The following is a 23,922-nucleotide window of genomic DNA, read 5'->3' as shown; positions in this document are numbered from 1 at the left end:
TGCGCCGGGGCCCGGCCACCTTCGAGCGGGGGCGCGCCCTGCGCCCCACGGGAGACGCCTCGTGACCAACACCCGCCGCACGTACGTCCTCGACACCTCCGTCCTGCTGTCCGACCCGGGCGCGCTCATGCGTTTCGGGGACTCCGACGTGGTTCTCCCGCTCGTCGTGATCGGGGAGCTGGAGGACAAGCGCAACCACCCCGAACTCGGCTGGTTCGCGCGGCAGGCGCTGCGCATGCTCGACGACCTGCGCGTCGCGCACGGTCGCCTCGACGCGGCGGTGCCCATCGGCGAGGACGGCGGCACCCTGCACGTCGAGCTCAACCACAGCGACCCCGGCGTGCTGCCGGCCGGCTTCCGCAACGACAGCAACGACAGCCGGATCATGGTGGTCGCGCTGAACCTGCGCGGCGAGGGCCGCGACGTCTGCCTGATCACCAAGGACGTCCCGCTGCGCGTCAAGGCCGCGGCCGTCGGCCTGGAGACCGACGAGTACCGCGTGATGGACGCCGTCGACGCCGGCTGGACGGGCATGGCCGAGGTCTCCCTCGACGACGCCGAGCTCGGCGAGCTCTACGACGCGGGTGAGGCCTACGTGCCTGCCGCCGCGGAGCTGCCGACGCACACCGGACTGGTGCTGCTGTCCTCCCGCGGCTCGGCGCTCGGGCGGGTCATGCCCGACAAGCAGGTGCGGCTGGTGCGGGGCGACCGCGAGGCCTTCGGCCTGCACGGCCGATCGGCCGAGCAGCGGATCGCCCTCGACCTGCTCCTCGACCCCGACATCGGCATCGTGTCGCTCGGCGGCCGGGCCGGCACCGGCAAGTCGGCCCTGGCACTGTGCGCCGGCCTCGAGTCGGTGATGGAGCGCCGGGCGCACAAGAAGGTGGTCATCTTCCGGCCGCTGTACGCCGTCGGCGGGCAGGAGCTCGGGTACCTGCCGGGCGGCGAGAACGAGAAGATGTCGCCCTGGGCGCAGGCGGTGTACGACACCCTCGGCGCGCTCGTCTCCCCGGCGGTGATCGACGAGATCGACTCGCGCGGGCTGATCGAGGTGCTGCCCCTGACGCACATCCGCGGGCGGTCGCTGCACGACTCCTTCGTGATCGTCGACGAAGCGCAGTCCCTCGAGCGCGGCGTGCTGCTGACGGTGCTCTCCCGCCTGGGCAGCGGTTCGCGGGTGGTGCTCACCCACGACGTGGCCCAGCGCGACAACCTGCGGGTGGGCCGGCACGACGGCGTCACGGCGGTGATCGAGGCGCTGAAGGGCCACCACCTGTTCAGCCACACGACGCTGACCCGGTCGGAGCGCTCGCCGATCGCCGCCCTGGTCACCGAGATGCTGGAGGACCTCCCCCTCTGACCCGCCGCCGCACTTCGGGGTGTCGTGCATGCTGTCGGAGTCCTGCAGGACTTCACGAGCGTGCACGACACCCCCGGAGCGGGGTCAGCGGTCGCGGTCCCGCGCTCTCCGCACCCGCGCGGCGAGTCGGTCAGGACGCCGCAGGTCCGACCACACCCATCGGACCACGTTCCAGTTCTCGTCCCGCATGGCATCCTCCCGTCGCTTCTCCTCGAAGACGGCGTCGCCCGGCTCCTGCCCTGGCTTCAGCAGCCGCCTGTACTTCACCTTGCCGTCGAACTCGCCCAGCAGGCGATGCTCCTCCCAGGCGAAGTCGGATCGGCCGATCAGCGCCCCGTCCTTCGATCGGACGTCGAACTGAAGGGTCGACGGGGCGAGCTTCCAGCGGTGGAGGACCACCCGGCTTCGGGACTCGCCGACACTCTCGCTGCGCCCGTCCGCGGCGGCGACCGCACGGGCCGCGCTCCGGCTGCCGGGGACGCCCGCGATGTCGAAGAGCCGCACGCGCAGTTCCGCGTGGTCGACCTGTCCCCGGTGCAGTGCCGAGTCGAGCATGACCACCGCGGCTTCGTGCGGGAGGGAGCGCGACAGGTCGAGCGCGGTGCGTACCGGGTCGGTGACGTGAAGCCCGTCGATCGTGGTCACCTCGTCGTCCCTGAGCCGGGCGACGTGGCAACGCAGGACCGCGCTCCGGTCGTTCCACGCAGGGGGCTGCCGCGTGACGTGCACGCGGTCCAGCGGAACGTCCCACAGCGGTAGCCCGTGCAGGACCGCTGCGGACTGATGGCTCACCACGGCCTCCCGCCGGAGGCCTGCAACGGTCGCGTGGACGAGGAGTCGGTGCACTGCGGCGGCATCCGGCGGGAGGAGCTGGTCGACGTACGCGCCGCGGCGTAGTCGCACGAGGCCTCCGGCACGAACCAGCCTGCTCAGTTCCCCGTCGGTCCGGCCGGTCATGACGGCATCGCGGCGCAGGAGCAGCTCGGAGCGGTCGAAGGTGGGTTCGGTCATGGCGCCAACGCTGCTGGCGGCTGTTCCTCGAACGTGCCCAGTGGCGCGATCCGTGGACAGCTGGACGGCCTGTGGACGACTGCTCTCGGGGTGATGTGCACGCCTCCGGAGTCCTGCAGCCCCCCACAAGCGTGGAGTCGACCCCCTAAGGCGAGCTCTGCGCGTCCACCGAGGGATCCCGCGGATCGCCGGGCCTCGCCGGACCTGGCCGCTGCGCCGCGACCGGCCCGCGCGGGGCCGAGGCGAAGCGCAGCACGGCCACGGCGGCCCAGCCCGCGCCCAGGCACCACAGCACGCGGTTCATCGTCTCCTCGGCGGTGAGGTCTCCGCGGAGCCCCAGCGCGATCACCGGCAGGGACAGCACGAACCCGGTGAGGAGTACGTCCCAGCGCAGCGGGCTCATGCCTGTGCGCTCTCCAACCGCTCGCACAGCAGCGAGGCCCAGCGGTGGGCGGTGGCGCGGGCGCCGTCGAGGAGGGCCACGGGCTCGTCCACCCGGCGCAGGACGGCGGCCGGGTCCGCGCTGAGGTCGGTGTCCTGAACGATCAGCGCGTCGACCTGCGGCAGTCCGTCCAGCCACGGCTCGATGTCCTCGGGCTTGCGCGTCGCCTCGACGACCGCCCAGACCGCCACGGGCGACCAGATCGACATCATCTGCGCCGTCCAGAAGGCGTCGGTCCGCAGCGGTGCGTCGACGGCCACGATCGTCACCGTGCCGGCGGCGGCGGCGTCCTTCTGCCGCTCGATCGCGGCGGCGGTCGTCGTCACCCGGCTGCTGACCGGCGCCAGGCCGGCGAGGTCGCCGCGGGTCGCCCACTGCACGCGGTCCGGGTCGAGTCGCAGCGAGGCGGCGAGGGACTGCGCGGCGCGCAGCGTCTCGATGCCCGGGCCCACCACGAACAGCACCTCGCCGGCGCCGGTGGGCAGCGCGGGGGCCTTGGGCAGGCGCATCGACAGCGCCCGCGTCAACGCGGCGTAGACGCCCTGCTCGCCGACCTCGTCCGCGAACGACGCGCCGAGCAGGTGGGCCGGCAGCCCGAGCGCGGCCAGGCGGCCCGAGATCTCGTCCTGCGCGGGCAGGACGGCGTCGACCGCTTCCTCGCGCACCGGCACGACGTCCACCGCCGGCGGAGGCGACGCAGCGGCGGGCTCCTCCGGGAACAGTTCGTCGGAGCTGCCGAGGCTGTCCGGCGCGGGCTCGAGCGGAACCACCGGCAGCCGGGTCACGGTGGCCAGCGAGCGGACCTCCGGTGCGCCGGCGAACAGGTCGTGGAACGGCGAGGGCGTCGGCTGCGCGATCACCGGGGGTTCCGGAGCGGGCTGCTCGGCCTCGGGCTGGTGAGCGGCCACGGCGGCTGTGGGCTCGGGTGCCGGAGGAGCCACCCGGCGCGACCCGTTCGGCGGCACCGGCGGTCGGCCCCGGCGACGGGAGCCCGGCAGCGGGGGAGCAGGGACAGCGGCGGCATGACCGACGTCGAGTCCAGCGACACCAGCGGTGCCGGATCGCTCGCGGTGCGGGCCAGCGTCGGGGCGAACTCCTCGACGTCCTCGACGACGTCCTCGACGACGACGTCTGCCACGTCCTCGGCCACGACGTCCTCGGCGTCCGGGACCACGACGTCCTCGGGCTCGGTGTCCTCGACCTCGACGTCCTGGACCGCGACGTCCTCGGCTTCGACAGCCGGCTCCGCGCGCGCAACCTCCTCCCAGATGGGGGCGTCGGTGGTCAGCGACGTGGAGCTGGCCTCGCCCCACAGGCTCTGCGACAGCGGGATGCCCCACATCGAGTCGCCGAACGAGTAGTCCGGGGTGCTGAAGAGCGACGGAGCGCCGTCGGCGGCCGCGTAGATCGGCTCGGCGGGGCGCTCCAGCGCCGGCTCGGGCAGCGGCGCGACGGCGATCTCGGCCACCGGCTCCGGGTGGTACTCGGCCGCGACCGGGGCAGCGGGGACGGCGAACTCGGGGACGACGACCTCCGGGAGCACTGGCTCGGGGACGACCACCTCCGGCAGCGCGACCTCGGGCTCCGCGACCGGGGGCAGCACGACGTCCTCGACCGGCGCGGCGGCGATCGGAGCCGCCACGGGGGAGCGGGCTCCGGCTCGGTCAGCGCCGTCTGCGGCGAGGCGCCGGCGAGGACCTTGCGGAGGATGCCGGCGAGTGCCTCGTCGGAGTGCCCCTGCGCCAGTGCCCCGCGCAGCAGGTCGGCGATGGCCTCCTCGCGGGGGAGGCCGAGGACGCGGGGACCTCGGGCTCGGCCGCCCAGGTCGGCACGTCGACCGGGTGGTCGATCTCCGGAGCAGGCGGCGCGATGACCTGATCTCCCACCGTTTCCTCCTCCTGGCGCGCCGGGGCGGGCGTCACCGATGTCTCTGCTGGCGCGATGGGCCCGGGCCACGTCGGCGAGGGCACCGCAGGCGCGCGAGGCCGCACGGCAGCGGGTTGTTCGAGGGCTTCCTGCACCGCCTGCTGGACGTCGTGGTCCCCGGCGACCATCCGCGCCAGGGCGGCGGTGAACGGCGACGGCGCCCCGGACCCGGACCCGGACCCGGACCCGGATCCCGGGATGATCCGCTGGTCCGGGTCCCGCACCGGCTCGTCGTCCGCGTCGTCGAAGAGGGAGCCGCTCCGCCCGGTCGTCGTCCCCGTGCGCGGGAAAGAAGCGCGCGGAAACGCGGTCCGGGAGTGGTCGGTGTCGGCGCGTTCCTGCTGCTGGCCCAGCAGGCCGGCGAGCTCGCTCACCCGGTCCTCGTCCCGCGCCGCAGGGTGCACCGGGGTGGCCTGCCACGGAGGCGGGGCGGCTGAGCGTGCCGCCGCCGCGGCGGTGGCGGGCCGGGGCGAGGGGCGCGCGGAGGAGTCATCGGAGCTGCGGGTGGCCTCTGCGGCCCAGGCGGCGGCGCCGTTGCGCGCGGGAGCGGCGCCGCGGGCGCGAGCGGGCGCGGCGGAGGCCAGCGGGGAGGAGAAGTCGGCCGGCGCGACGTCGTCCTCGGGGCCGAAGGACCGGTCGTCCTCGAAGGCCCGCGCGCGGGACGGGACGGGAACGGAGGGACGCGCCGGCTCGGGAGCCACCTCCGCGACGTAGCGCTCGGTGGCGAAGAAGCCCAGGACGCCGCCGGACCGCACGCGGCGGACGCCGACCACCCGGGCCTGGGGGCCGAACTGTTCGCGCGCGGCGGCGATCGCGTCGTCGCGCGAGGCGGCCTCAACGGATCGCAACGGCACCGCTCACAACTCCCAGCGATTCGATCTGCGCTGTCCGGGAGACCTCCGCATAGGAGATCACCGGAAGCCGGGGCAGGACCTGGCGCATCAGCCGCGCGAGAGCGGCGCGGACCTGGGGCGAGCACACCAGGACGGGGGAGAGGCCGGACCGCTCGGCCTCCTCGAGCAGGCCGCTGCAGCCGGACACGAGGGCGTCGATGGCGCCGGCGTCGAGGGCCAGGACCAGCCCGGCGTCGCTGGGCCGGACCGACTCGAGGAGCCGCTGCTCGAACCCGGGCTCGAGGGTGAAGACGTGGAGACGCTCGTCGGGTGTCACGTACGGATGGCTGATCGCCGAGCCGAGCGCCGCCCGTGCCGCCTCGACGAGACCGTCGAGATCGGTGGACGTCTTTGCACGCACAGATAGTGCTTCGAAGATGCGCACCAGGTCCCGGATCGACACACCCTCTTCCAGCAACGCGTGCAACACGCGTTGCACCTCTCCCAGGGTGAGCAGCGTGGGGGTCAGTTCCTCCACCACGATCGGGTGCGTCCGCCGGACCATCTCGACCAGCAGGCGCACGTCCTCGCGACCGAGGAGGTCCGCGGCGTTCTGCCGCACGACCTCCGCCAGGTGGGTCGTGATGACCGACGAGCGGTCGACCACCGTGGCGCCCGCCATCTCGGCCTGACGCTGCAGCTCGACGGGCACCCACTTGGCGGCCAGCCCGAACACCGGCTCCCGGGTCGACCTGCCGGGGATGCCGTCGAGGTTGTCGCCGATGGCGAGGATCGTGCCGGGCGGGGAGATGCCCTTGGCCGCGGGGACGCCGTTGAGCCAGATGACGTACTGCGAGCCGGGCAGGTCGAGGTTGTCGCGGGTGCGCACCAGCGGGATGACCAGGCCGGTGTCCATGGCGACCTTCCGGCGCAGCGCCTTGACCCGGTCGAGCAGGTCCCCGCCGCGGTTCGGGTCGACGAGGTCCACCAGGTCGAAGGCGACCTCGAGCTCCAGCGGGTCGACCCGCATCTTCTCGGCGATCGCCTCGGGCGAGTCGGGCTTGGGCTCGTTCTCGAGCGCCGCGGCCGCCGCCTCGGCCTCCTCGTCGACCTCCGGTGCCTCCTGCACGCGCGAGGCCATGATCAGGAAGAGGGCGCCGATGATCAGGAACGGCAGCTTCGGCAGGCCCGGAAGGAGGCACAGCGCCAGGGCGGCGCCGCCGGCGACCCGCATCGGCTGCTTGAACCGGCCCAGCTGGGCGAGCAGGTCCGTGCCCATGTCGCCCTCGGTGGCCGACCGGGTCACGATGATGCCGGTGGCGGTCGAGAGCAGCAGCGCCGGGATCATCGAGACCAGGCCGTCGCCGACGGTGAGCAGCGAGTACGTCGACACCGACTCGCCGGGGGCCATGCCCTTCTGCATGACGCCGATGGCGAACCCGCCGATCAGGTTGATCAGCGTGATGATGATTCCGGCGATGGCGTCGCCCTTGACAAACTTCGAGGCACCGTCCATCGAGCCGTAGAAGTCGGCCTCGGCGGTCACCTCATGGCGCCGCTTGCGCGCCTGCGCCTCGTTGATCAGGCCGGCGTTGAGGTCGGCGTCGATGGCCATCTGCTTGCCGGGCATGGCGTCGAGGGTGAAGCGCGCGCCGACCTCGGCCACGCGGCCCGCACCGTTGGTGATGACGACGAACTGGACGATCACCAAGATCACGAAGATGACGAGACCGACGATCAGCGAGCCGCCGATCACGAAGTGACCGAAGGCCTCGATGACCTTCCCGGCGTACCCGTCGGTGAGGACGAGGCGGGTCGACGAGACGTTCAGCGCCAGCCGGAAGAGCGTGGCCACGAGCAGCAGCGACGGGAAGACGGCGAAGTCCAGCGGCCTCCTGATCTGCATCGCGACCAGCAGGATCAGCAGCGACGCGGTGATGTTCAGGCCGAGCAGCAGGTCCAGCATGGCGGCCGGCATCGGCACGACCAGCATGAGAACGATCGCCACGACACCGATGGGCACCGCAGCCTTGCCCAGGCCCGTCACGTGCCCACCTCCGGGGTGCACGACGGAAGCTGGCTCACGCATTCCTCATCGGCAGCCGCGGTGAGGGCCGGTACCCCACGGCGTCGGCCTCCCTCGTGGTGCGGCGTCCTCCCTCACCGTCGGCCGTGCGGGAGGACGCTCGACGATCAGGGCCGCTGATCGTCGCCCCGCCCGCGTCCGCGGCGTGCGCTCCGTGCGAAATCAGGCGGCCGCGCGGCGCCGCCCCGCCTTCGGCAGGCCCTCGACCTCCGGTGCCTCGAAGCCCGGGCGGTGGAAGCCGCCCTTCACTCCCTTGGCGCCCAGGTGCATGACGAAGGCGAGCACGCGGGCGACGGCGGTGAACAGCTGGGCCGGCACCTCCTGCCCCAGGTCGCAGGAGGCGTGCAGCGCCCGGGTGAGCGGGATGTCCTGCACGAGCGGCACCCGCGCGTCCGTGGCGACCTCGCGGAGCTTGGTCGCGATCTCGCCCGCGCCTTTGGCCACGACGCGGGGCGCGCCCTTCGTCGGGTCGTACTTCAGTGCCACGGCGTAGTGGGTGGGGTTGACCAGCAGGACGTCGGCGTCGGCGACCTCGGCCATCATCCGGTTCCGCGACATCGACAGCTGCACTCCGCGGCGGTGCGCCTTCATGTACGGGTCACCCTCGGCCTGCTTGTTCTCCTGCTTGATCTCGTACTTGCTCATCTGCAGCTGCTTCATCGTCTTCTTCCGGACGACGAGGTAGTCCGCGGCCGCGATGACCAGGCCGGTGACGGCGACGACCCGGAACATGAGGATCGCCGAGTCGGTGAACATCGTCGTCACCGCCGACAACGGCAGCGCACCGGCCGACGCGACCAGTTCCTGCGCCCGGTCGCTGGTGACGATGACGACGGTGCCCAGGGCGGCGGTCTTGATCACGGCCTTGGTCGCCTCCCACAGACCCTGGGTGCCGAACATCCGCTTCATGCCGGGGAACGGGTTCAGCTTCTTCCAGGTCGGCTTCATCGACTTGGTGGCGACGGCGACGCCGCCCTGCGAGGCCGCCGCGGCGGTGCCCACGACCATCATGCCGACGCCCAGCGGAAGGATCGTGATCATGAAGGCGGTCAGCGCCTGACCCAGCAGGATCAACAGCTTCTCCGGCTCCGGGGAATGGGCGACCGAGCCGACCTGCACGATGAGCTTCCGGACCTCGTCGAAGGCGTTGCCGACCAGCATCGGCAGGAGCACGCTCGCCGCGGCCACGCCCAGCCACGTCCCCAGTTCCTGGGTCCGCGGGATCTGCCCTTCCTTGCGCGCCTTCTTCAGGCGCTGGGGAGTCGGTTTCTCTGTCTTCTCACCACCGGGACCGTCCTTGGCCATGGGTCACCCGCTCCGCAGCGAGACCATGGCGCGGGCCGCGTGCTCCATCAGCGCATCCAGCGCGGGCGGGAGCAGCGGGAAGGTGAGGCCGAGCAGGGTCAGGGTGAGCATGATCTTCACCGGGAAGCCGAACGCGAAGATGTTGAGCGCGGGTGCGGCCCGGCTGAGCAGGGCGAGCGCGACGTCGGCGAGCAGCAGCACCGCGACCATCGGCCCCGCGATCTGCAGCGCGGCCAGGAACATCATCGAGAAGGCGGTGACCAGGACCGCCGCGATCTGGTCGGTGGGCACGTCCCCGCCGACGGGCAGTCCGACGTAGGACGTCGCGAAGCCCTTCACGATCAGCAGGTGCCCGCCGCTGGTGAACAGCAGCGTCATGGCCAGCAGGTAGTGCAGCCGGCCGATCGAGGAGTTCTGCGTCATCGACAGGGGGTCGTAGGCCGGCTGCAGCGAGAACCCGCCGGTGACGTCGAGCAGGTCGCCCGCCAGCTGCACGGCCGAGAACAGCACCTGGACGACGAACCCCAGCGCCGCCCCGATGACCACCTCGGTGACCGCCGCGACGGCCAGGAAGCCTGCCGTCGGCTCCGGCAGCGACGGGGCGATCTGCGTCGACAGCAGCACCGACAGGGCGAGGGCGAAGGCCGCCTTGACCGGCCCGGGGATCGTGCGCGAGTTGAACGGCGGGGCCAGCAGCACGAACCCGACGGCACGCGCCGTCCCCAGCAGGAGTGCCGCCAGCGTGACTGCCGGGACCGAGAGGTCCATCGGCGTCAGGTCCGGTCGAGCAGCCGCGGCAGCTGGTCGAACAGGCTCTCGGTGAAGCTGACCAGCTCCGAGAGCACCCAGTTGCCGGTGACCAGCAGGGCGATGGCGACGGCGATCATCTTCGGGACGAAGGAGAGCGTCGGCTCCTGGATCTGGGTCGCGGCCTGGAACAGCGAGATCAGGAAGCCGACCAGCAGGGCGGTCAGCAGCACGGGGGCGGCGACCTTCGCGGCCAGCATCATGGTCTCGGCCGCGATCTCGGTGACGTCTGCGTCGGACATGGCTAGCCGCCCCCGCCGTAGGAGCCGACCAGCGCGGTGGTGACCAGCGTCCAGCCGTCGACGACGACGAACAGCAGCAGCTTGAAGGGCAGCGAGACGATCGTCGGCGGCACCATCATCATGCCCATCGCCATGAGCGCGGCGCTGACCAGCATGTCCAGCACCAGGAACGGGATGAAGATGACCAGGCCGATGATGAAGGCGCTCTTGAGCTCGGAGAGGACGAACGCCGGCAGCAGGGTGGTCATGCTGACCTCGCTCGCGTCGGCCGGGGCCGCCTCGCCGGACAGGCCGATCATCAGCTTCAGCTCGTCCTGACGGGTGTTGTCGAGCAGGAATCCGCGCAGCGGGACGACGCCGGCGTCGTAGGCCTGCGACACCGTCATGGCGCCGTCCATGTAGGGCTGGACCGCGACCTCGTTGATGTCGGAGAACACCGGCCCCATCACGAACAGGGTGAGGAACAGCGCGATGCCCGTCAGCACCTGGTTGGGCGGCGAGGAGGGCAGGCCCAGGGCGTTGCGGGTCAGGCCGAGGACGACGATGATCTTGGTGAACGACGTCGCCAGCAGCAGCACGGACGGCGCGACCGAGAGCACGGTGATCGCCAGGATCAGGGTGATCGAGCTGCTCGGCGAGCCGTCCCCGATGGAGATGTCGACGTTGCCGTCGCCCGGCACGACCGGTGCCGTCGGGTCGACCGGGGCGGTCGGCTCGATGGGCTCCGCCGCGGCGGGACCGGCGAGGACGACGGCCGCCACGGTGCAGAGCAGCGCGAACAGCAGCACCAGGGCTGCCCGACGACGCGCCGACCAGGTCCCCGGCGCCACGGACGGGCGCGCGGCGGCGGTCATGACCGGCGGACCGTCCGCTCGCGCATCTGGTTCACGAGGCTGCCCCAGCCGTTGCGGTCGAAGACCGAGCCGGCCAGAGCCGGGCTCGTCGACCGGGCCACCAGGGCCGGGCGGTGCGCCGCCGGCTCGTCGTCCCCGTCCTCGTCGGCGGCGGCCGGGTGCAGCACGAGGTCGACGCTCTCCGGGTCCACCTCGGCGAGCAGGGTGACCTGCTCCTCGGTGGCCCCCACGACGAGCACGACGTCGCCGACCCGGACGACGTTGACAGTGCTCGTCCGGCCCATGCGCTGCCGGGCGACGATCTCGATGACGCCGTTGCCCTGGCCCAGGCCCCGCTTCTTGGCCACGCGCGCGGCGAACAGCAGGACCGCGGCGATGAACGCCAGCGACAGGACGAGCCGGATGATCATCCAGGTCATGCGGCACCCAGCTCCTGGGCGGCGTCGGTGACGATCTCGCTGATCCGCAGGCCGAAGTCCTCGTCGACGACGACCACCTCGCCGCGGGCGATGAGCGTGCCGTTGACCAGCAGGTCGGCCGGCGCGCTGGCGGCGCGGTCGAGCTCGACGACCTCGCCCGGGTGCAGGGAGAGGAGCTCCTGCACGGTCATCCGCGTCCGGCCGATCTCGACGGTGACCTCCATCGCGACGTGCCGGAGGAGGTCGAGGCTACCGCGCTGGGTGTGCGTCGTCGGCAGGGTCACCTGGATGGCGAAGGTGGCCTGGTGCTCGCCGCCGGCCAGCAGGGGGACGGCGACGAACATGCCCTTGTCGCGGAGCCCGTCGAGCGCCGACAGCGGCTCCTCCGTGCGCTCCGAGGCCACGCGGACCCGGCCGAGCGTGGCGGCGGCCGCCTCGAGGGCGGGACGCAGCGCGGCGGCGACGTCCATCGGGCCCACGGGCGAGTTGGCCAGCGCCTCGACGACGTCGGAGGACAGCACCAGGACGACGTCGCCGCTGACCTCCCCGGACAGCCCGGCCGAGACCGCGGTCGCGGCGGCCGGCGGCAGCGGGACGCGGTCGGGGTCGTTCACGGGGGCACCGGGCACGAGCTCCACCGCCGCGGGCACGAGGGCGGCGGCTGCCTGGGCGGCCGCCGTGACCACCGCGGAGACGGTCTGGAAGTCCTGGGACGAGTCGGCGCGGGGCCCTGACATCGAGGAGGTCATGCTGAGTCCTTCACGGCGGCTTGCGGGGTGGGGACGATCGCGGCGGCCAGACGGCGCCGGTGGTTGCTGGCGATCGCGTACGCGAACGTCACGTCGTTCGTGGTGACCTCGAGCGGCGCATCCGGGGGATGGCGCAGCAGGAGCACGTCACCGATCGACAGGGACAGCAGGTCGGCCGACGACACGGACAGCGGCGCGAACCGGACGCTCACGTCGACCGGCACGAGGTTGAGCCGGGCGGTGAGCGCCTCGGTGGCCCGCTTGCGCTTGGCCAGAGCCGACTCCGACAGCTGGGGCGAGGCCGCGTTGTTCAGCGCCTGCGCGAACGACGAGAACGGCAGCACCAGGGTGGCCTCGCCCTCGCGGCTGCCCACGGCCATGGCGAAGGTCGCCACCATGACCGTGTCCGAGCCGGCGGCGGCCTGGGCGAGCTGCGGGTTGTACTCGAACCCGTTGAGGGCCGGCTGGATCTCGGTGATCGCGGCGAAGGACGAGGCGAACTCGTCCAGGAGCCGCCCAGCAGGTGGTTGGTGATGGCCGTCTCCATCGCCGTCATCGGCCGGTTCGGCTGCTCGGCGCTGCCCGAGCCCCCGAGCATGTGGTCGACGGTGGCCATCGCGATGTCCAGCGGGTAGGCCAGGAGCCCCTTGCCGGCCAGCGGCTCGAGGGTGAACGTCGAGATGAACACCGGGTTGGGCAGCGTCACCAGGTAGTCGTCGTACGAGAACTGCTCGATGCCGACCAGCTCCAGCCGGGCACCCGCGCGCAGGAAGGTGGTGAGGATCGTCGTGGCCTGGCGGGCGAACGACTCCTGGGCGACCTGGAGCACGCGGACGTGGTCCCGGGAGAGCTTCGTGGGGCGGCGGAAGTCGTAGGTGCGCGCTTCACCGCGGCGGCTACGTGCTCCGGTACCGGTGGCCTGCGCCACCGCGGCCGGTCCGGGGGCGGACGGCGCGGGCGTGGCGGGGGATGGGCCGGCGGCCGGGGGAGCGGCGTCGGGCGGTGACGCGTCCGACGACTGGGGATCCGCCCGGCTGGGGTCGGGTCCGTTGTCGGGTTGGGTCACGTCCTCCGTCATCGGCGGAGCCGGGCGGGACCCTGACCGGCGGCTCCCGAGCCCCTCCGGTCGGCCGGGAGGGATGTGACGGGTGGTGCGCAGTGTTCCTGTTGCGTGACTCCGCCGGGCCCCCGGTGACGGGGGCCCGGCGGCGGGTCGTTCGGCTGCTACTGGGTGACGTACTCGTTGTAGTAGATGTTCATGACCATCGGGACGCCCTCCTCGGTGTACGCCTCGATGATCTTCGCCTTGAGGGCCTCCTTGAGCGCCTCGCGAGCGCCCGTCACGTCCGCCGGTGAGGCCTGCGAGAACGTGGAGATGATCAGGTCGAGGGCCTTGGAGCCGTCGATCGTGGCACCGCCGTGCCCGCCGCCCGCGGCCGCCTCCGCCGTGATGTCCAGCGTGACACCCACCTTGAGGTAGCCGCCGCCGGCGAGGTTCACCGCGATCGGCTCGAGCGCGACGTACCCGCCGTGCTCCGGGGCGGCGGCCTCCGCCTCCCCGGAACCGCTGAACAGGAAGAAGTACGCGGCTCCCGCGGCGGCCAGCACGATCACCAGCCCGAGCAGCAGCAGCTTCTTCTTGCCGCCCTTCTCGGGCGCCTCTTCGGTCTCGTCGGTCTTGGTGCTCATGGGGTGGCCTCCCGGTTGGCGGCATCGATGCCCGGCAGGAGCGCGTTGGCCTCCGCCGATGCGGTGGACAGGACGACGAGGTCGACGCGCCGGTTCACCGACAGCGCGTCCGGGTCGGACTCGGGCACCAGCGGCCGGGTGGAGGAGTAGCCCGTCGCCGACATGCGCACCTCGGGTACGCCGGCACCGGCGAGGTGCCGCAGCACCGTGCTGGCGCGGTAGCCGGACAGCTCCCAGTTCGACGGCCACGGGCCGCCGGGGGTGACCGCGAGGTGGTTGGCGTGGCCCTCGACGCGGAGGACGTTGGGCAGCTCGGCGAGGGTCGGCGCGACGGCGTCGAGGATCGCCCGCCCCTCGGGCCGGAGGACGGCCTGCTCGGCGTCGAAGAGGACGGCGTCGGCGACGATGTGCACGACCAGGCCCCGCTCGTCGATCTCGTAGCGGGCCGCTCCGGCGTAGCCGGCCGCCTCGAGCGCCTGCTCGATCCTGTCCCGCGCTGCCGACATGTCCTCGTAGGCCGCGGCGGCCTCGGCGGCGACGCGCTGGGCCCGCTCCGCCGCTGCGGCCGCCGCCGCCTTGTCGACCTGTGCGTCCTGGACGGTGGGGTCCGGCGGGATGGCCGAGGCGATGTCGATGGCGCCGGGCAGTCCGTCGAGCACGGAGCCCTCCGGCGTGGCGCCCGCGGTCACGGTGATGGGTCCGCCGAAGCTCTGGTTCAGGCCGGCGGCCAGGGCGGCGAACTTCGCCTTGTCGACCTGGCTCATCGCGTACAGCACGACGAAGAGCACGAACAGCAGCGTCAGCATGTCGGCGTAGGACACCATCCACCGCTCGTGGTTCTCGTGCTCCTCCTCCTCGTGCTTCTTGGCGCGCCGGCGGCCCCCGTGGCCCGCGCTCACCGGTACTCCTCGCTGGCGCTCGTCGCACCGCTTCGCGGCGCTGCTCTATCCACCCGTGAGCTCGCGAGCTCGCTCACGCGGCCTCCTTGGCCAGTTCACTGGGCGGGATGAGGGAGTTCAGCTTGAGCCGCACGGCCCGCGGGCTGGTGCCGGCCTGGATCTCGGAGATCCCCTCGACGAGCAGCTCCATCTGCGCGGCCTGCAGCTCGCTGACGCGGATGATCTTGGCGCCCATGGGCAGGAACCAGAAGTTGGCGGCCATCACGCCCCACAGGGTCGCGACGAACGCCGCGGCGATCATGGGACCCAGCGAGGACGGGTCGTTGAGGTTGGCCATCACGTTCATCAGGCCGACGATGCAACCGACGATGCCGATGGTGGGGGCGTAGCCGCCCATGGCGTTCATGAACTTGGCGGCGACCTTGTCCTCGGCCTTCTTGGCCGCGATCTCGGCCTCGAGGACGGAGCGCAGCTCCTCGGGGTCGGTGCCGTCGATGCCCATCTGCAGCCCGCGCCGCAGGAACGGGTCCTGGATGTTCTTGACCTGGGCCTCCAGCGCGAGCAGGCCCTCCTTGCGAGCCTTCTCCGCCAGGCCGACCAGGGTCTGGATCTGCTCGGTGGCCGGCGGCACCTGCCCGGCATCAACGCCATCTTGAACCAGGCCGGCATCTTCTTGAGGTCGTCCATGGTCTGGTGGGCCATGGCCGCGCCGAAGGTGGCGACGATCACCAGGATGATCGCCGGGAGGAAGAGCAGCGACATCGGGTCGGCGCCCTCCATGATCATGAAGATCAGGAGGGCGATCATGGAGACGACGAAGCCGATCAGAGTCGCCGGATCCATGGGTCAGCGCTCCTCTCGGGTCGGGAAGGGCACGACCGACGAGCCGCTGTCGATCTCGGGGACGACCACCCGGTACTCCCCGCGGTCCATCTCGTAGCTGGTGGCGAGGATGGCTGCGCGGTACTCGCGGATCTCCTGCAGCACCTCCTCCACGCTCTCCTTCACCACGTACCTGGTGCCGTCGACGAGGAAGGCGACCGTGTCGGGGTGGCCTTCGACCCGCTCGATCAGGTCGGGATTGAGCGCGAACTGCTCTCCGTTCAGGCGCGTCACACGGATCACGGTTCGGTCCTCTTGCTCGATGGTGGACGGGTCGCGCTGCCCAACAGCGCGGGGAAGGCGTTCTTCTCATCGGCTCACGAGGGGATCTCCTTGAGCCGAACCACCCCGGCGCGGGCCCCCGGAGGCCCCGGAAACCGGGGGAAATCAGTGCGGCCCGGCCACCCGGAGGGGTGACCGGGCCGCACTGGGGCCTTCCTCCGGGGGCCCGCCGCTAGCTTGCGAGTGACGGGAAGGAGGAAGGTCCTGGCTCAGCGCTTCAGGTTGACCAGGTCCTGGAGGATCTCGTCGGAGCTGGTGATCACCCGGCTGTTCGCCTGGAAGCCGCGCTGGGCGACGATCAGGCCGGTGAACTCCTCGGCGAGGTCGACGTTCGACATCTCGAGCGCGCCCGAGACGAGCGAGCCACGGCCACCGGCACCGGCGGTGCCGACCATGGCGACGCCGGAGTTCACGCCGACCCGGAACGAGCTGTTGCCGGACTTCTCCAGGCCGCCGGGGTTGTTGAACGTCGCCACGGCGAGGCGCCCGATGGGCTGGCGCAGCTCGTTGGAGTAGACGCCCATGATCGTGCCGTCGGCGCCGAGCTGGAAGGCCTGCAGGGAGCCCAGCGCGTAGCCGTTCTGGTCGGGGGCGTTGATCTCCGTGGCGCCGCCGAACTGGGTCAGGCCGGCGATGTTGATGACGACGGGAGAGTTCCAGCTCGGGAAGGCGGCGGCGTTGACGGTGTTCGGGTTGACCGCGGCGAGGGTGCCGGGGGAGCCGGGGTGGTGAGCGCACCCGAGGCGTCGAAAGCGACCGTCGCGTCGTTGATCAGGGTGATGCCGTTGGCGATCACGTCCATGTCCCAGTCGTTGGCGCCCATCTTGGTGAACGTGTAGACGACCTCCTGCTCCACGCCCTGGGCGTCGAACATCTTGATGTTGGTCGTCACGGTGGTGCCCACGGGCGCGTCGGACGCGAGGTTGCCCACGACGGACCCGCTGGTGGACGCCCGTGGGGCCACGGTCTGGCCGTAGGGCACGGAGAGGGGGCCCACCGGCCCGTTGGTGTTGATCTGCCCGTTGCCGTTGGCCATCCAGCCCTGCAGGACCGAGCCGTCCGGTGTGACCAGCTTGCCGGCGCCGTCGAAGTCGAAGGACCCGGCGCGGGTGAACAGCTGCTCGCCGCTGCTGTTGCGGGTGATGAAGAACCCGTCGCCCTCGATCATGAAGTCCGTCGAGCGGCCGGTGGACTGGGTCGCGCCCTGGGTCCAGTTGGTCGTGATGGCGGCGACCTTGACCCCGAGCCCGACCTGGGCCGGGTTCGTGCCACCGCGGTCGGCGGCCGGCGCCCCGCCGCCCGGATCACCTGCGAGAGCGTGTCCTGGAAGACCGTCTGGGAGCCCTTGAATCCGACCGTGTTGACGTTGGCGATGTTGTTGCCGGTGACGTCCATCTTGGTCTGGTGGGCGCGGAGGCCGGAGATGGCCGAGAACATGGAACGAAGCACGGGGAAGTTCTCCTCAGGTGTGGAGTGCTGCGGCGGTCGAGGCGGGTCAGGTCGTCTTGGTGACGGCGATCTCGGTGAGGCGGCCCACGGGCACGGAGACCCCGTCGATCACGGCCACTGCCTCGCTGGCGCGGCTGGCGAGGCGGACGGCGGTGACGACGCCGGTCTTCGACGCTCCCGTGGTGTCGGTGTAGGTCGCGGTACGGCCGACGAGGGCACCCGCCGTGGCCGACTCCTGCAGGACGAGCATCGACGCGTTCTGGTTGACCAGTTGCTCGAGCTTCTCGACCTGGGTGAAAACCGCCGTCTGCGACATCATCTGGCTGCTGTCGACGGGGTTGCTGGGGTCCTGGTAGCGCATCTGGGCCACGAGCAGCTTGAGGAAGGTGTCCTTCCCCATCTGGTCCTTGCGGTCGACCGCGCTGGTGGACGTGCTGGTCGCAAGGCCGCTCGTCCCGTACACGGGCGTGGTCATGGGTGGGTCAGCTCCTTGGTCAGACGCGGACGTCCACGCCGGCGGACGTGGATCGGGAGTCGGCAGAGGTCGGTCCGCTGACTGCGGTATCGGCAGGGGCGCCCCCGGGACGTGACCGGTCACCGCCGGTCTGCTCCGCGCCACCCCCGGCGGCTCCGCCCTGGGGCTGGCCCTGCGGGGTCGCGTGGCGGTTCAGCCAGCTGCCACTGGTGTCGCGGTCGACCTCGAGGGAGGAGCACGTGAGCCCCGCGCTCTCCAGATCCCGGCGCAGGTCCGGCAGCCCGTCGAGCAGGGCGGCTCGCCCCATGTCGTGCGCGCCGCGCAGCGTGAGGTCGACCGCCCCCTTGGTCACGGTGACCGAGACCTCGACCGGGCCGAGGGTGTCGGGGGTGAGCACGAGCGTCATGGTCTGCGTGCCGTCGGGACCGCCGCGGAGGACGGCGACCTGCCGGGCCACCTGGGAGCCCACCGGCAGGGAGGCCGCGTCGCCGGTCGCGCCGGCGACGGGAGCCGCAGTGACGACCGGGGTGGGGGTGACCGGGGCGGGACCGGCCCCCGTCACCGGTGCGGTCGACTGACTCTCGGGAGCGCGCCACGTGTCCTGGCGGGTGGTGCCGCCCCCGCCGGGTGAGCTGCCCTCGCCCGTGGTTCCGGTCCCGGCCGAGAGGGGCACGGCGCCCGCGGCGACGCCGGCGGGACCGGCGACGGGTGCGGCCCCGTCGACCGGCGCGGACGTGGTCGCAGCGGCCGGGGCCGCAGCGGCCGGCACGGCCGGGGCGACGGCCGGGGCGACGGCAGCGGGGACGGCAGCGGGGACGGCAGCGGGGACGGCAGCGGGGACGGCAGCGGGGACGGCAGCGGGGACGGCAGCGGGGACGGCGGCCCGGGGGCCGGCGCCACCCGGCTCGTCGGCGACGGTGACCACATCGATGCCGAGGGCGGCCAGCGCGGACTCGGTCGGTGCGGCCGCCACCGGAGCGGCCGGGGTCGCCGGAGTTGCGGGAGCGGCGGTCTCCGTGCCCGGCAGCGGCGTCGCGGCGGGCGGTGCCGCAGCCGGAGTGGGAACGCCCTGCCCGCCCGCCTCGGCCGTCGGCGCGACCGGCACGGGAGCAGCCACCGCAGGGGTCGGGAGGGTCACCGGCACGTCGGCCGTGGGAACGGTCGACACGGTCGGCGCCGCGGTACCCGGCGGCGCCGGCGCACCCTCGCCGCCCGCTTCCGCGGTCGCGGCGACGGGACCGCCCACCAGCAGGGCCCAGACCGCGGCGGACAGGGTGGTGGAGCCCGGGTCGGGCGCGGCCACGGGGACGTCGTCCGTCGCCTCCGGTGTCGTCCCCACGGCCTGCCGGCCGGTCGCGGCGCCGTCGGCGTTCTCGTGCGCCGGCCGGTCGGGGCTCTGCTCGGTCCTCGCCTCGGCACGGGCCGCGCGCGCGGCGGCGCGATCGGCAGCCCTCTCCGCGCGGGCGGCGGCCGCCTCCGCTCGGTCGTCCGGTGTGCTCCGCCGCTCGACGGCACGGTCGGACGCCGGGGTGCTGCCCGTGCTCCGGTCGGCCGACCGGGCGGAGCCGAGCGCGGAGTCCAGCGCCGATGCGAACGGCGCTGCGCTGCTGGAGCTCCGGGCCCCGGAACCGAGGGCCGGCGTCGGCCGCCCCCGGGCAGGGTCGGGCTCACGGGTGCGGTCATCGGTAGGCCTCCGCCTTGCTCATCACGGCGCGGACGTAGTTCTGGGTCTCGGGAAAGGGCGGGATGCCGCCGTAGCGGCTGACGGTTCCCGGGCCGGCGTTGTAGGCGGCCAGCGCGAGCGGCGTGGAGCCGAACTGCCGGGTGAGGTCGCTCAGGTACCGCGCGGCGCCGTCGATCGACGAGGTGGGGTCGAATGCGTTGACGCCCAGGCCCTTGGCCGTGGCCGGCATGAACTGCATCAGACCCTGCGCGCCCGCGGAGGAGACGGCCTGCGAGTCGAAGTTCGACTCCTGCGAGGCGACGGCCGCGAGCAGCGACGCGTCGACCCCGTAGCGGCTGCCCGCTCGCTGGAAGAGGTCGGCGTAGGGAACGCCCGCGAGCGATCCGCCGGAGGCCGACGGCAGGGCGAAGGTCTGCTCCGGGAGGACCCGCCGGATCACGGCAGGGGTGCCGACGTCCTGCACCTTGACGACTTCGCCGGGCTGCGGCGCGGCGATCATCTTGCCGTTGCCGAGGTAGATGCCCACGTGGTCGATGCCCGCACGTGACGACGAATGGTCGAAGAAGACGAGGTCCCCGGGGCGGGCGTCGTGGATCGAGGCGACCGCCCGGCCCGCCGTGGCCTGCTGGGACGACGTGCGGGGCAGCTCGATGCCCAGGTTGCCGAAGACCAGCTGGGTGAACCCGGAGCAGTCCAGGCCCTTGGCCGGGTCGGTGCCGCCCCACAGGTAGGGGACGCCGAGGTACTTGTGTGCCTCGGCGACGACCGCGCTCTCCGACACGGTGCCGCCGTGGCTCGACGACGGGATCTCGCCGGCCGGGGTCAGACCGGCGGCCGACGCGGCGGACGTCCAGTCGCCCGAGGACGGTGCGCGGAACACGAACCGCGACTGGATCTGCGCGATCCGGGCCTGGACCTGGGTCACTCCGTCCACGGCACCTCCCCGTCGCCCGGCGGCGTCGACCGGCCGGCACGGCCGGTGACCAGGTCGTCGACGGCCCGCTCCTCGGCGACGTCCTCCGCGTGCTGGAGGGCGGCCAGGTGCCGCTCCTTGAGGCGCTCGAGCCCCTTCGTCCGCTGGGCGGCAGCCGTCCACTGCGCACGCACGAGCTCGGCCTGCTCCGCCGACGCGGTCGCCAGGGCCCGGGCGTCGGAGGCGTCGGTCGCCGCCGTCCGCAGCAGCGACATCGCGGCGACGAACGCGCCGCCGGCCAGGGACGAGGGGACCCGGGCCGTGGCCAGACTGGTCTCGTACTCCGTGGCGCGCCGGTCGGCATCGGCGGCGGCGCTGGCCGCCTGCGCGGCGGCGGCCGCGGCGGCCCGCTCCTCGGTGCGGCGCAGTTCGAGCACCGGTTGCAGCCGGAACGCGGCCCGCTTCATGCCGACCTCACGATCCGCTGCAGCCACTCCCACGCGTCGGGCGCAGGGGTCGACTCACCCATCGGCTGCTGCAGGAAGGACTCGATCGCCGGCTCGAGCTGGCGGGCGCGGTCGACGAGAGCGTCGCTGCCGGTCTGGTAGGCGCCGATCTCGATCAGCTCGCGGACGTCGCGCAGCGCACCCATGAGGCGGCGCACCTCGCGAGCGTCGGCCATGTGGGCGGGCGGGACGACGGCCGTCGCGACGCGGGAGATCGACTCGAGGACGTCGATCGCCGGGAAGTGGCCGGTCGTGGCGAGCTTGCGGGTGAGCACGATGTGCCCGTCGAGGATCGACCGGGCGGTGTCGGCGATCGGCTCGTTGTGGTCGTCGCCCTCCACCAGCACGGTGTAGAGGCCGGTGATCGACCCGGTGACGCCGGTCCCCGCCTTCTCCAGCAGCTGCGGCATCATCGCGAAGACGCTCGGCGGATAGCCCCGGGTGGCCGGGGGCTCTCCCGCCGACAGTCCGACCTCGCGCTGGGCCATGGCGGTCCGGGTGATCGAGTCCATCAGCAGGAGCACGTCGCGGCCCTGGTCGCGGAACGCCTCGGCGATCCGGGTGGCGACGAACGCGGCCTTGAGCCGCACCAGCGGTGGCTCGTCGGAGGTGGCGACGACGACGACGGTGCGCGCCATGCCCTCGGCGCCGAGGTTCTCCTCGAGGAACTCGCGGACCTCGCGACCACGCTCGCCGATCAGCCCGATGACACGGACGTCGGCATCGGTGCCGCGGGTGATCTGCGCGAGCAGGCTGGACTTGCCCACGCCGGAGCCGGCGAAGATGCCCAGGCGCTGGCCCTTGCCGCAGGGCACCAACGTGTCCAGGGCGCGGACGCCGAACGTCAGCGGCTGCTCGACGCGGGCGCGGCTGAGCGCGTGCGGCGTCTCGCTGGACAGGTCGACGAACGACACGCGGGAGGCCAGCGCCGGCCCGCCGTCGACGGGCCGGCCGAGGCCGTCGAGCACCCGGCCCAGCAGCGCGTCGCCGACCGGCACCTGCAACGGCATGCCGGTCGCCCGTACCGGCGCCCCGGCGTGCACACCGGACAGGTTGCCCAGAGGCATGCAGGTGAGCCGGTCGCGGCCCACGGCCACCACCTCGGCGAGCAGTGGCCGCTCGCCGGGGTTGACCTCGACCAGGTCGCCGACGGCGGCGGTGAGCCCGTCGACGGTGAGCGTCAGGCCCATGGCGCCGGTGACGATGCCCGTGACCTGCGGCCGAGCCGCGGCCCGGGCGCGCACCAGCACGTTCGGTGGGAACGTCACGAGGTGAGCACCGCCTGGACGCGCTCGAGCGCGGTGCCGATCTGCGCGTCGATCCGGCGGGGACCCGACTCGACCACCGCGCCGGCCCGCTCGACACCGAGGTCGCCGACGACCCGCACGCTGGCCGGCAGCTCGGCGAGGGACTCAGCGGGGATCTCGGCGAGGTCGTCGGGGTGCACGCGGACGACGGCCGCCGCGTCGGACGGCACGAGCACGAGCGCCCGGCGGACGGCGTCCATGACCGGGTCGTCGGCGAGCGCCAGCTCGCGTCCCAGGAGGTCCTCGACCAGGGTGAGGACCGTGCCCAGGATCGTCTCGCGGACCTCCTCGGCCAGCGGCTGCGACGCCTCGTCGAAGCGGGTCACCGCCGCGCCCAGGGCAGCGGTGGCCGACGCCACGCGCCGTTCCCACCGCGCCTGGACGTCGGCCAACCGCTCGGCGGCCTGCCGCTCGGTCTCGGCGACGACGGCCGCGGCCGCTGCCATGCCCTCGGCGTGACCGGCCGCGAACCCTTCCGCGTGCGCGTGCCGGCGCAGCCGCTGCAGCTCCTCGGCGTAGACGTCGCCGAGACGGAACGACGTCCCGCCGCCGTTGACCGGCTGGTCGGCGGCGCGACGGATGGTCGAGCGGCGCTCCGACGCCGGCTCGGGCTCGGCCACGGGCAGCGCCGGCGGGGCCACGGACGCCGGCCGCTGCGCGGGGACGGCGACCTGCTCGCGGTAGGGGACTGCCCGCTCCGCCGCACCGGCGCGGAGCAGGACCCCCTCACGCGACGAACTCATCGTCCTGTCCACGCGTCAGCGTCAGGACGCCCTGCTCCTCGAGCGTGCGGATGATGCCGACGACCTTGGCCTGGGCCTCCTCGACGGTCCGCGTGCGGACCGGGCCGAGCAGCTCGATCTCCTCGTTGAGGTTCTCGGCAGCGCGCTCGGAGAGGTTCCGCACCACCTTGTCGCGGACGTCGGGACGCACCCCCTTCAGGGCGGTGGCCAGGTCGTTGGCCTCGACCTCGCGCAGCACCTGCTGCAGGGAGCGGTCGTCGATGGTGACGATGTCCTCGAAGACGAACATCTGCGACCGGACCTGCTCCGCGAGCTCCGGGTCGGTGTTGTCCAGCCACTCGAGGATGGAGCGCTCGGTGGGGCGCGCGGAGCGGTTGATGATCTCGACGAGCGTCTCGACGCCGCCCACGGTCGTCATGTCCTGGTGCGCCAGGAGGGAGCCCATGCGGCGGCCCAGCTCCTCCTCGACCAGGCGGACCATCTCCGGCGACGTCCGGTCCATCGTCGCGATCCGGTGCGCGACCTCGGCCTGCAGCTCCGGCGCGAAACCCGACAGCACCTCGGCCGACTGCGCTGCGGTCATGTGCGCCAGCACCAGCGCGATGATCTGCGCGTGCTCGTCCTTGAGGAACGTGACGAGCTGACGGACGTCGGCATTGCGCAGCGAGGCGAACGGCACCTCGGTGTAGACGACGTTGAGCCGGGACAGGATGCCTTCGGCCTTGTCCTCGCCGAGGCCGGCCGCCAGGATCTCGCGCGCGAAGTCGACGCCACCGCGGCCGATGAAGTGCTGGGCGGTCATCAGGCTGTGGAACTCGGTCATGACGTCGTCGACGTCCTCGACCTCCACCGAGCCCAGGCGCATCAGCTCCCGCGTCAGCGACTCGACCTCGCGCGGCCGGAGCTTGGCCAGCAGGACGCCCGCCTCCTCCTTCGACATCTGGGCCAGGAAGACGGCCGCCTTGCGCAGACCGGGCAGCTCGGCTCGGGCCGGGGCGGCCACGGCGGGGAGGTTGCCCCCGCCCCCGAGGAGCTGCTCGACGCCGGCGATGCTCATGC

The 23,922-nt window shown here is 72.8% G+C and carries 28 protein-coding genes and 3 pseudogenes; 1 reads left to right on the top strand and 30 read right to left on the bottom strand.

The features are described 5' to 3' along the window. Positions 1–61: 61 nt before the first annotated feature. Positions 62–1,360, top strand: a complete 1,299-nt coding sequence (locus MVA48_RS11730; RefSeq protein WP_246980545.1) for a PhoH family protein — start codon at positions 62–64, stop codon at positions 1,358–1,360. Between the two features lie 84 nt (positions 1,361–1,444). Here the strand turns inward: MVA48_RS11730 and MVA48_RS11725 are convergent, their stop codons facing one another. The 30 genes and pseudogenes from MVA48_RS11725 to fliG all read right to left on the bottom strand — a co-directional run bounded on the left by MVA48_RS11725 (position 1,445) and on the right by fliG (position 23,920). Then, positions 1,445–2,371 (bottom strand): type IV toxin-antitoxin system AbiEi family antitoxin domain-containing protein, encoded by a 927-nt coding sequence (locus MVA48_RS11725; protein ID WP_246980543.1) that lies wholly within the window; start codon positions 2,369–2,371, stop codon positions 1,445–1,447. Positions 2,372–2,516: 145 nt separating this feature from the next. Beyond that, a complete protein-coding gene (locus tag MVA48_RS11720) occupies positions 2,517–2,774 on the bottom strand; it encodes a hypothetical protein (protein WP_246980541.1) in 258 nt (85 codons plus the stop codon). Beyond that, complete coding sequence (locus tag MVA48_RS11715; RefSeq protein ID WP_246980539.1) at positions 2,771–3,721, bottom strand: hypothetical protein; 951 nt, start codon at positions 3,719–3,721, stop codon at positions 2,771–2,773. The genes MVA48_RS11720 and MVA48_RS11715 overlap by 4 nt, the downstream gene beginning before the upstream one ends. Next, the gene (locus MVA48_RS11710; RefSeq protein ID WP_246980537.1) at positions 3,670–4,455 is read right to left on the bottom strand and encodes a hypothetical protein; all 786 of its coding nucleotides are present in this window, start codon (positions 4,453–4,455) and stop codon (positions 3,670–3,672) included. Before MVA48_RS11710 ends, MVA48_RS11715 begins: the two co-directional genes overlap by 52 nt. 22 nt (positions 4,456–4,477) lie before the next feature. Next, positions 4,478–5,593, bottom strand: coding sequence for a hypothetical protein (locus MVA48_RS11705; RefSeq protein WP_246980535.1), 1,116 nt, complete (start codon positions 5,591–5,593; stop codon positions 4,478–4,480). Beyond that, positions 5,574–7,619, bottom strand: coding sequence for a flagellar biosynthesis protein FlhA (gene flhA / locus MVA48_RS11700; protein WP_246989012.1), 2,046 nt, complete (start codon positions 7,617–7,619; stop codon positions 5,574–5,576). The genes MVA48_RS11705 and flhA overlap by 20 nt, the downstream gene beginning before the upstream one ends. 201 nt (positions 7,620–7,820) lie before the next feature. Then, a complete protein-coding gene (locus MVA48_RS11695; protein WP_246989010.1) occupies positions 7,821–8,963 on the bottom strand; it encodes an EscU/YscU/HrcU family type III secretion system export apparatus switch protein in 1,143 nt (380 codons plus the stop codon). A 3-nt stretch (positions 8,964–8,966) separates the two neighbouring features. Next, on the bottom strand, positions 8,967–9,731 hold the full coding sequence (gene fliR / locus MVA48_RS11690) for a flagellar biosynthetic protein FliR (RefSeq protein ID WP_246989008.1): 765 nt from the start codon (positions 9,729–9,731) through the stop codon (positions 8,967–8,969). Between the two features lie 5 nt (positions 9,732–9,736). After that, entirely contained in the window at positions 9,737–10,012 is a 276-nt protein-coding gene (gene fliQ / locus MVA48_RS11685; RefSeq protein ID WP_246989006.1) for a flagellar biosynthesis protein FliQ, read from the bottom strand. A 2-nt stretch (positions 10,013–10,014) separates the two neighbouring features. Then, the gene (fliP, locus tag MVA48_RS11680) at positions 10,015–10,866 is read right to left on the bottom strand and encodes a flagellar type III secretion system pore protein FliP (RefSeq protein ID WP_246989004.1); all 852 of its coding nucleotides are present in this window, start codon (positions 10,864–10,866) and stop codon (positions 10,015–10,017) included. Further along, complete coding sequence (locus MVA48_RS11675) at positions 10,863–11,285, bottom strand: flagellar biosynthetic protein FliO (protein WP_246989001.1); 423 nt, start codon at positions 11,283–11,285, stop codon at positions 10,863–10,865. Before MVA48_RS11675 ends, fliP begins: the two co-directional genes overlap by 4 nt. Further along, positions 11,282–12,034: a flagellar motor switch protein FliN gene (gene fliN, locus MVA48_RS11670; protein WP_246988999.1), complete on the bottom strand. Its 753-nt coding sequence runs from the start codon at positions 12,032–12,034 to the stop codon at positions 11,282–11,284. The genes MVA48_RS11675 and fliN overlap by 4 nt, the downstream gene beginning before the upstream one ends. Further along, on the bottom strand, positions 12,031–12,414 hold the full coding sequence (locus MVA48_RS11665; RefSeq protein ID WP_246989192.1) for a FliM/FliN family flagellar motor switch protein: 384 nt from the start codon (positions 12,412–12,414) through the stop codon (positions 12,031–12,033). The genes fliN and MVA48_RS11665 overlap by 4 nt, the downstream gene beginning before the upstream one ends. 6 nt (positions 12,415–12,420) lie before the next feature. After that, a pseudogene (locus MVA48_RS23460) lies at positions 12,421–12,504 on the bottom strand (hypothetical protein); the annotation flags it as partial. A gap of 107 nt (positions 12,505–12,611) precedes the next feature. Next, a pseudogene (locus MVA48_RS11660) lies at positions 12,612–13,112 on the bottom strand (hypothetical protein); the annotation flags it as partial. Between the two features lie 146 nt (positions 13,113–13,258). Further along, a complete protein-coding gene (locus MVA48_RS11655) occupies positions 13,259–13,723 on the bottom strand; it encodes a flagellar basal body-associated FliL family protein (RefSeq protein WP_246988997.1) in 465 nt (154 codons plus the stop codon). Next, entirely contained in the window at positions 13,720–14,622 is a 903-nt protein-coding gene (locus MVA48_RS11650; RefSeq protein ID WP_246988995.1) for an OmpA/MotB family protein, read from the bottom strand. Before MVA48_RS11650 ends, MVA48_RS11655 begins: the two co-directional genes overlap by 4 nt. Positions 14,623–14,695: 73 nt before the next feature. Next, positions 14,696–15,253, bottom strand: a complete 558-nt coding sequence (locus MVA48_RS11645) for a motility protein A (RefSeq protein WP_246988992.1) — start codon at positions 15,251–15,253, stop codon at positions 14,696–14,698. A gap of 215 nt (positions 15,254–15,468) precedes the next feature. Further along, positions 15,469–15,747 carry a flagellar FlbD family protein gene (locus MVA48_RS11640; protein WP_246988990.1) on the bottom strand — a complete coding sequence of 93 codons (279 nt, stop codon included), beginning with the start codon at positions 15,745–15,747 and terminating at the stop codon, positions 15,469–15,471. A 248-nt stretch (positions 15,748–15,995) separates the two neighbouring features. Next, on the bottom strand, positions 15,996–16,124 hold the full coding sequence (locus MVA48_RS24165; RefSeq protein WP_371821242.1) for a flagellar basal body rod C-terminal domain-containing protein: 129 nt from the start codon (positions 16,122–16,124) through the stop codon (positions 15,996–15,998). Continuing rightward, positions 16,116–16,433: pseudogene (locus MVA48_RS24160) on the bottom strand (flagellar hook-basal body complex protein); the annotation flags it as partial. The pseudogene MVA48_RS24160 and the gene MVA48_RS24165, both read right to left, overlap by 9 nt. Next, positions 16,409–17,011, bottom strand: coding sequence for a flagellar hook-basal body complex protein (locus tag MVA48_RS23450; RefSeq protein WP_371821241.1), 603 nt, complete (start codon positions 17,009–17,011; stop codon positions 16,409–16,411). The gene MVA48_RS23450 and the pseudogene MVA48_RS24160, both read right to left, overlap by 25 nt. After that, positions 16,951–17,181 carry a flagellar basal body protein gene (locus MVA48_RS11630; protein ID WP_246989191.1) on the bottom strand — a complete coding sequence of 77 codons (231 nt, stop codon included), beginning with the start codon at positions 17,179–17,181 and terminating at the stop codon, positions 16,951–16,953. The genes MVA48_RS23450 and MVA48_RS11630 overlap by 61 nt, the downstream gene beginning before the upstream one ends. A 100-nt stretch (positions 17,182–17,281) precedes the next feature. Next, entirely contained in the window at positions 17,282–17,710 is a 429-nt protein-coding gene (locus tag MVA48_RS11625) for a flagellar hook assembly protein FlgD (RefSeq protein ID WP_246988988.1), read from the bottom strand. A 19-nt stretch (positions 17,711–17,729) separates the two neighbouring features. Continuing rightward, positions 17,730–19,013 carry a flagellar hook-length control protein FliK gene (locus tag MVA48_RS11620; protein WP_246988985.1) on the bottom strand — a complete coding sequence of 428 codons (1,284 nt, stop codon included), beginning with the start codon at positions 19,011–19,013 and terminating at the stop codon, positions 17,730–17,732. A 376-nt stretch (positions 19,014–19,389) separates the two neighbouring features. Further along, positions 19,390–20,328 (bottom strand): transglycosylase SLT domain-containing protein, encoded by a 939-nt coding sequence (locus MVA48_RS11615; protein ID WP_246988982.1) that lies wholly within the window; start codon positions 20,326–20,328, stop codon positions 19,390–19,392. Continuing rightward, a complete protein-coding gene (locus MVA48_RS11610; protein ID WP_246988980.1) occupies positions 20,316–20,774 on the bottom strand; it encodes a flagellar export protein FliJ in 459 nt (152 codons plus the stop codon). Before MVA48_RS11610 ends, MVA48_RS11615 begins: the two co-directional genes overlap by 13 nt. Continuing rightward, positions 20,771–22,081 carry a FliI/YscN family ATPase gene (locus MVA48_RS11605; protein WP_246988978.1) on the bottom strand — a complete coding sequence of 437 codons (1,311 nt, stop codon included), beginning with the start codon at positions 22,079–22,081 and terminating at the stop codon, positions 20,771–20,773. The genes MVA48_RS11610 and MVA48_RS11605 overlap by 4 nt, the downstream gene beginning before the upstream one ends. Further along, complete coding sequence (locus tag MVA48_RS11600) at positions 22,078–22,863, bottom strand: FliH/SctL family protein (RefSeq protein WP_246988976.1); 786 nt, start codon at positions 22,861–22,863, stop codon at positions 22,078–22,080. The genes MVA48_RS11605 and MVA48_RS11600 overlap by 4 nt, the downstream gene beginning before the upstream one ends. Further along, on the bottom strand, positions 22,847–23,920 hold the full coding sequence (fliG, locus tag MVA48_RS11595) for a flagellar motor switch protein FliG (protein ID WP_246988974.1): 1,074 nt from the start codon (positions 23,918–23,920) through the stop codon (positions 22,847–22,849). The genes MVA48_RS11600 and fliG overlap by 17 nt, the downstream gene beginning before the upstream one ends. Between the last annotated feature and the right edge of the window lie 2 nt (positions 23,921–23,922).

The organism is Blastococcus sp. PRF04-17, assembly GCF_023016265.1.
Classification (GTDB): domain Bacteria; phylum Actinomycetota; class Actinomycetes; order Mycobacteriales; family Geodermatophilaceae; genus Blastococcus_B.
The sequence above is the reverse complement of the archived record's forward strand: the minus strand, read 5'-3'. Positions and strand labels throughout refer to the sequence as shown.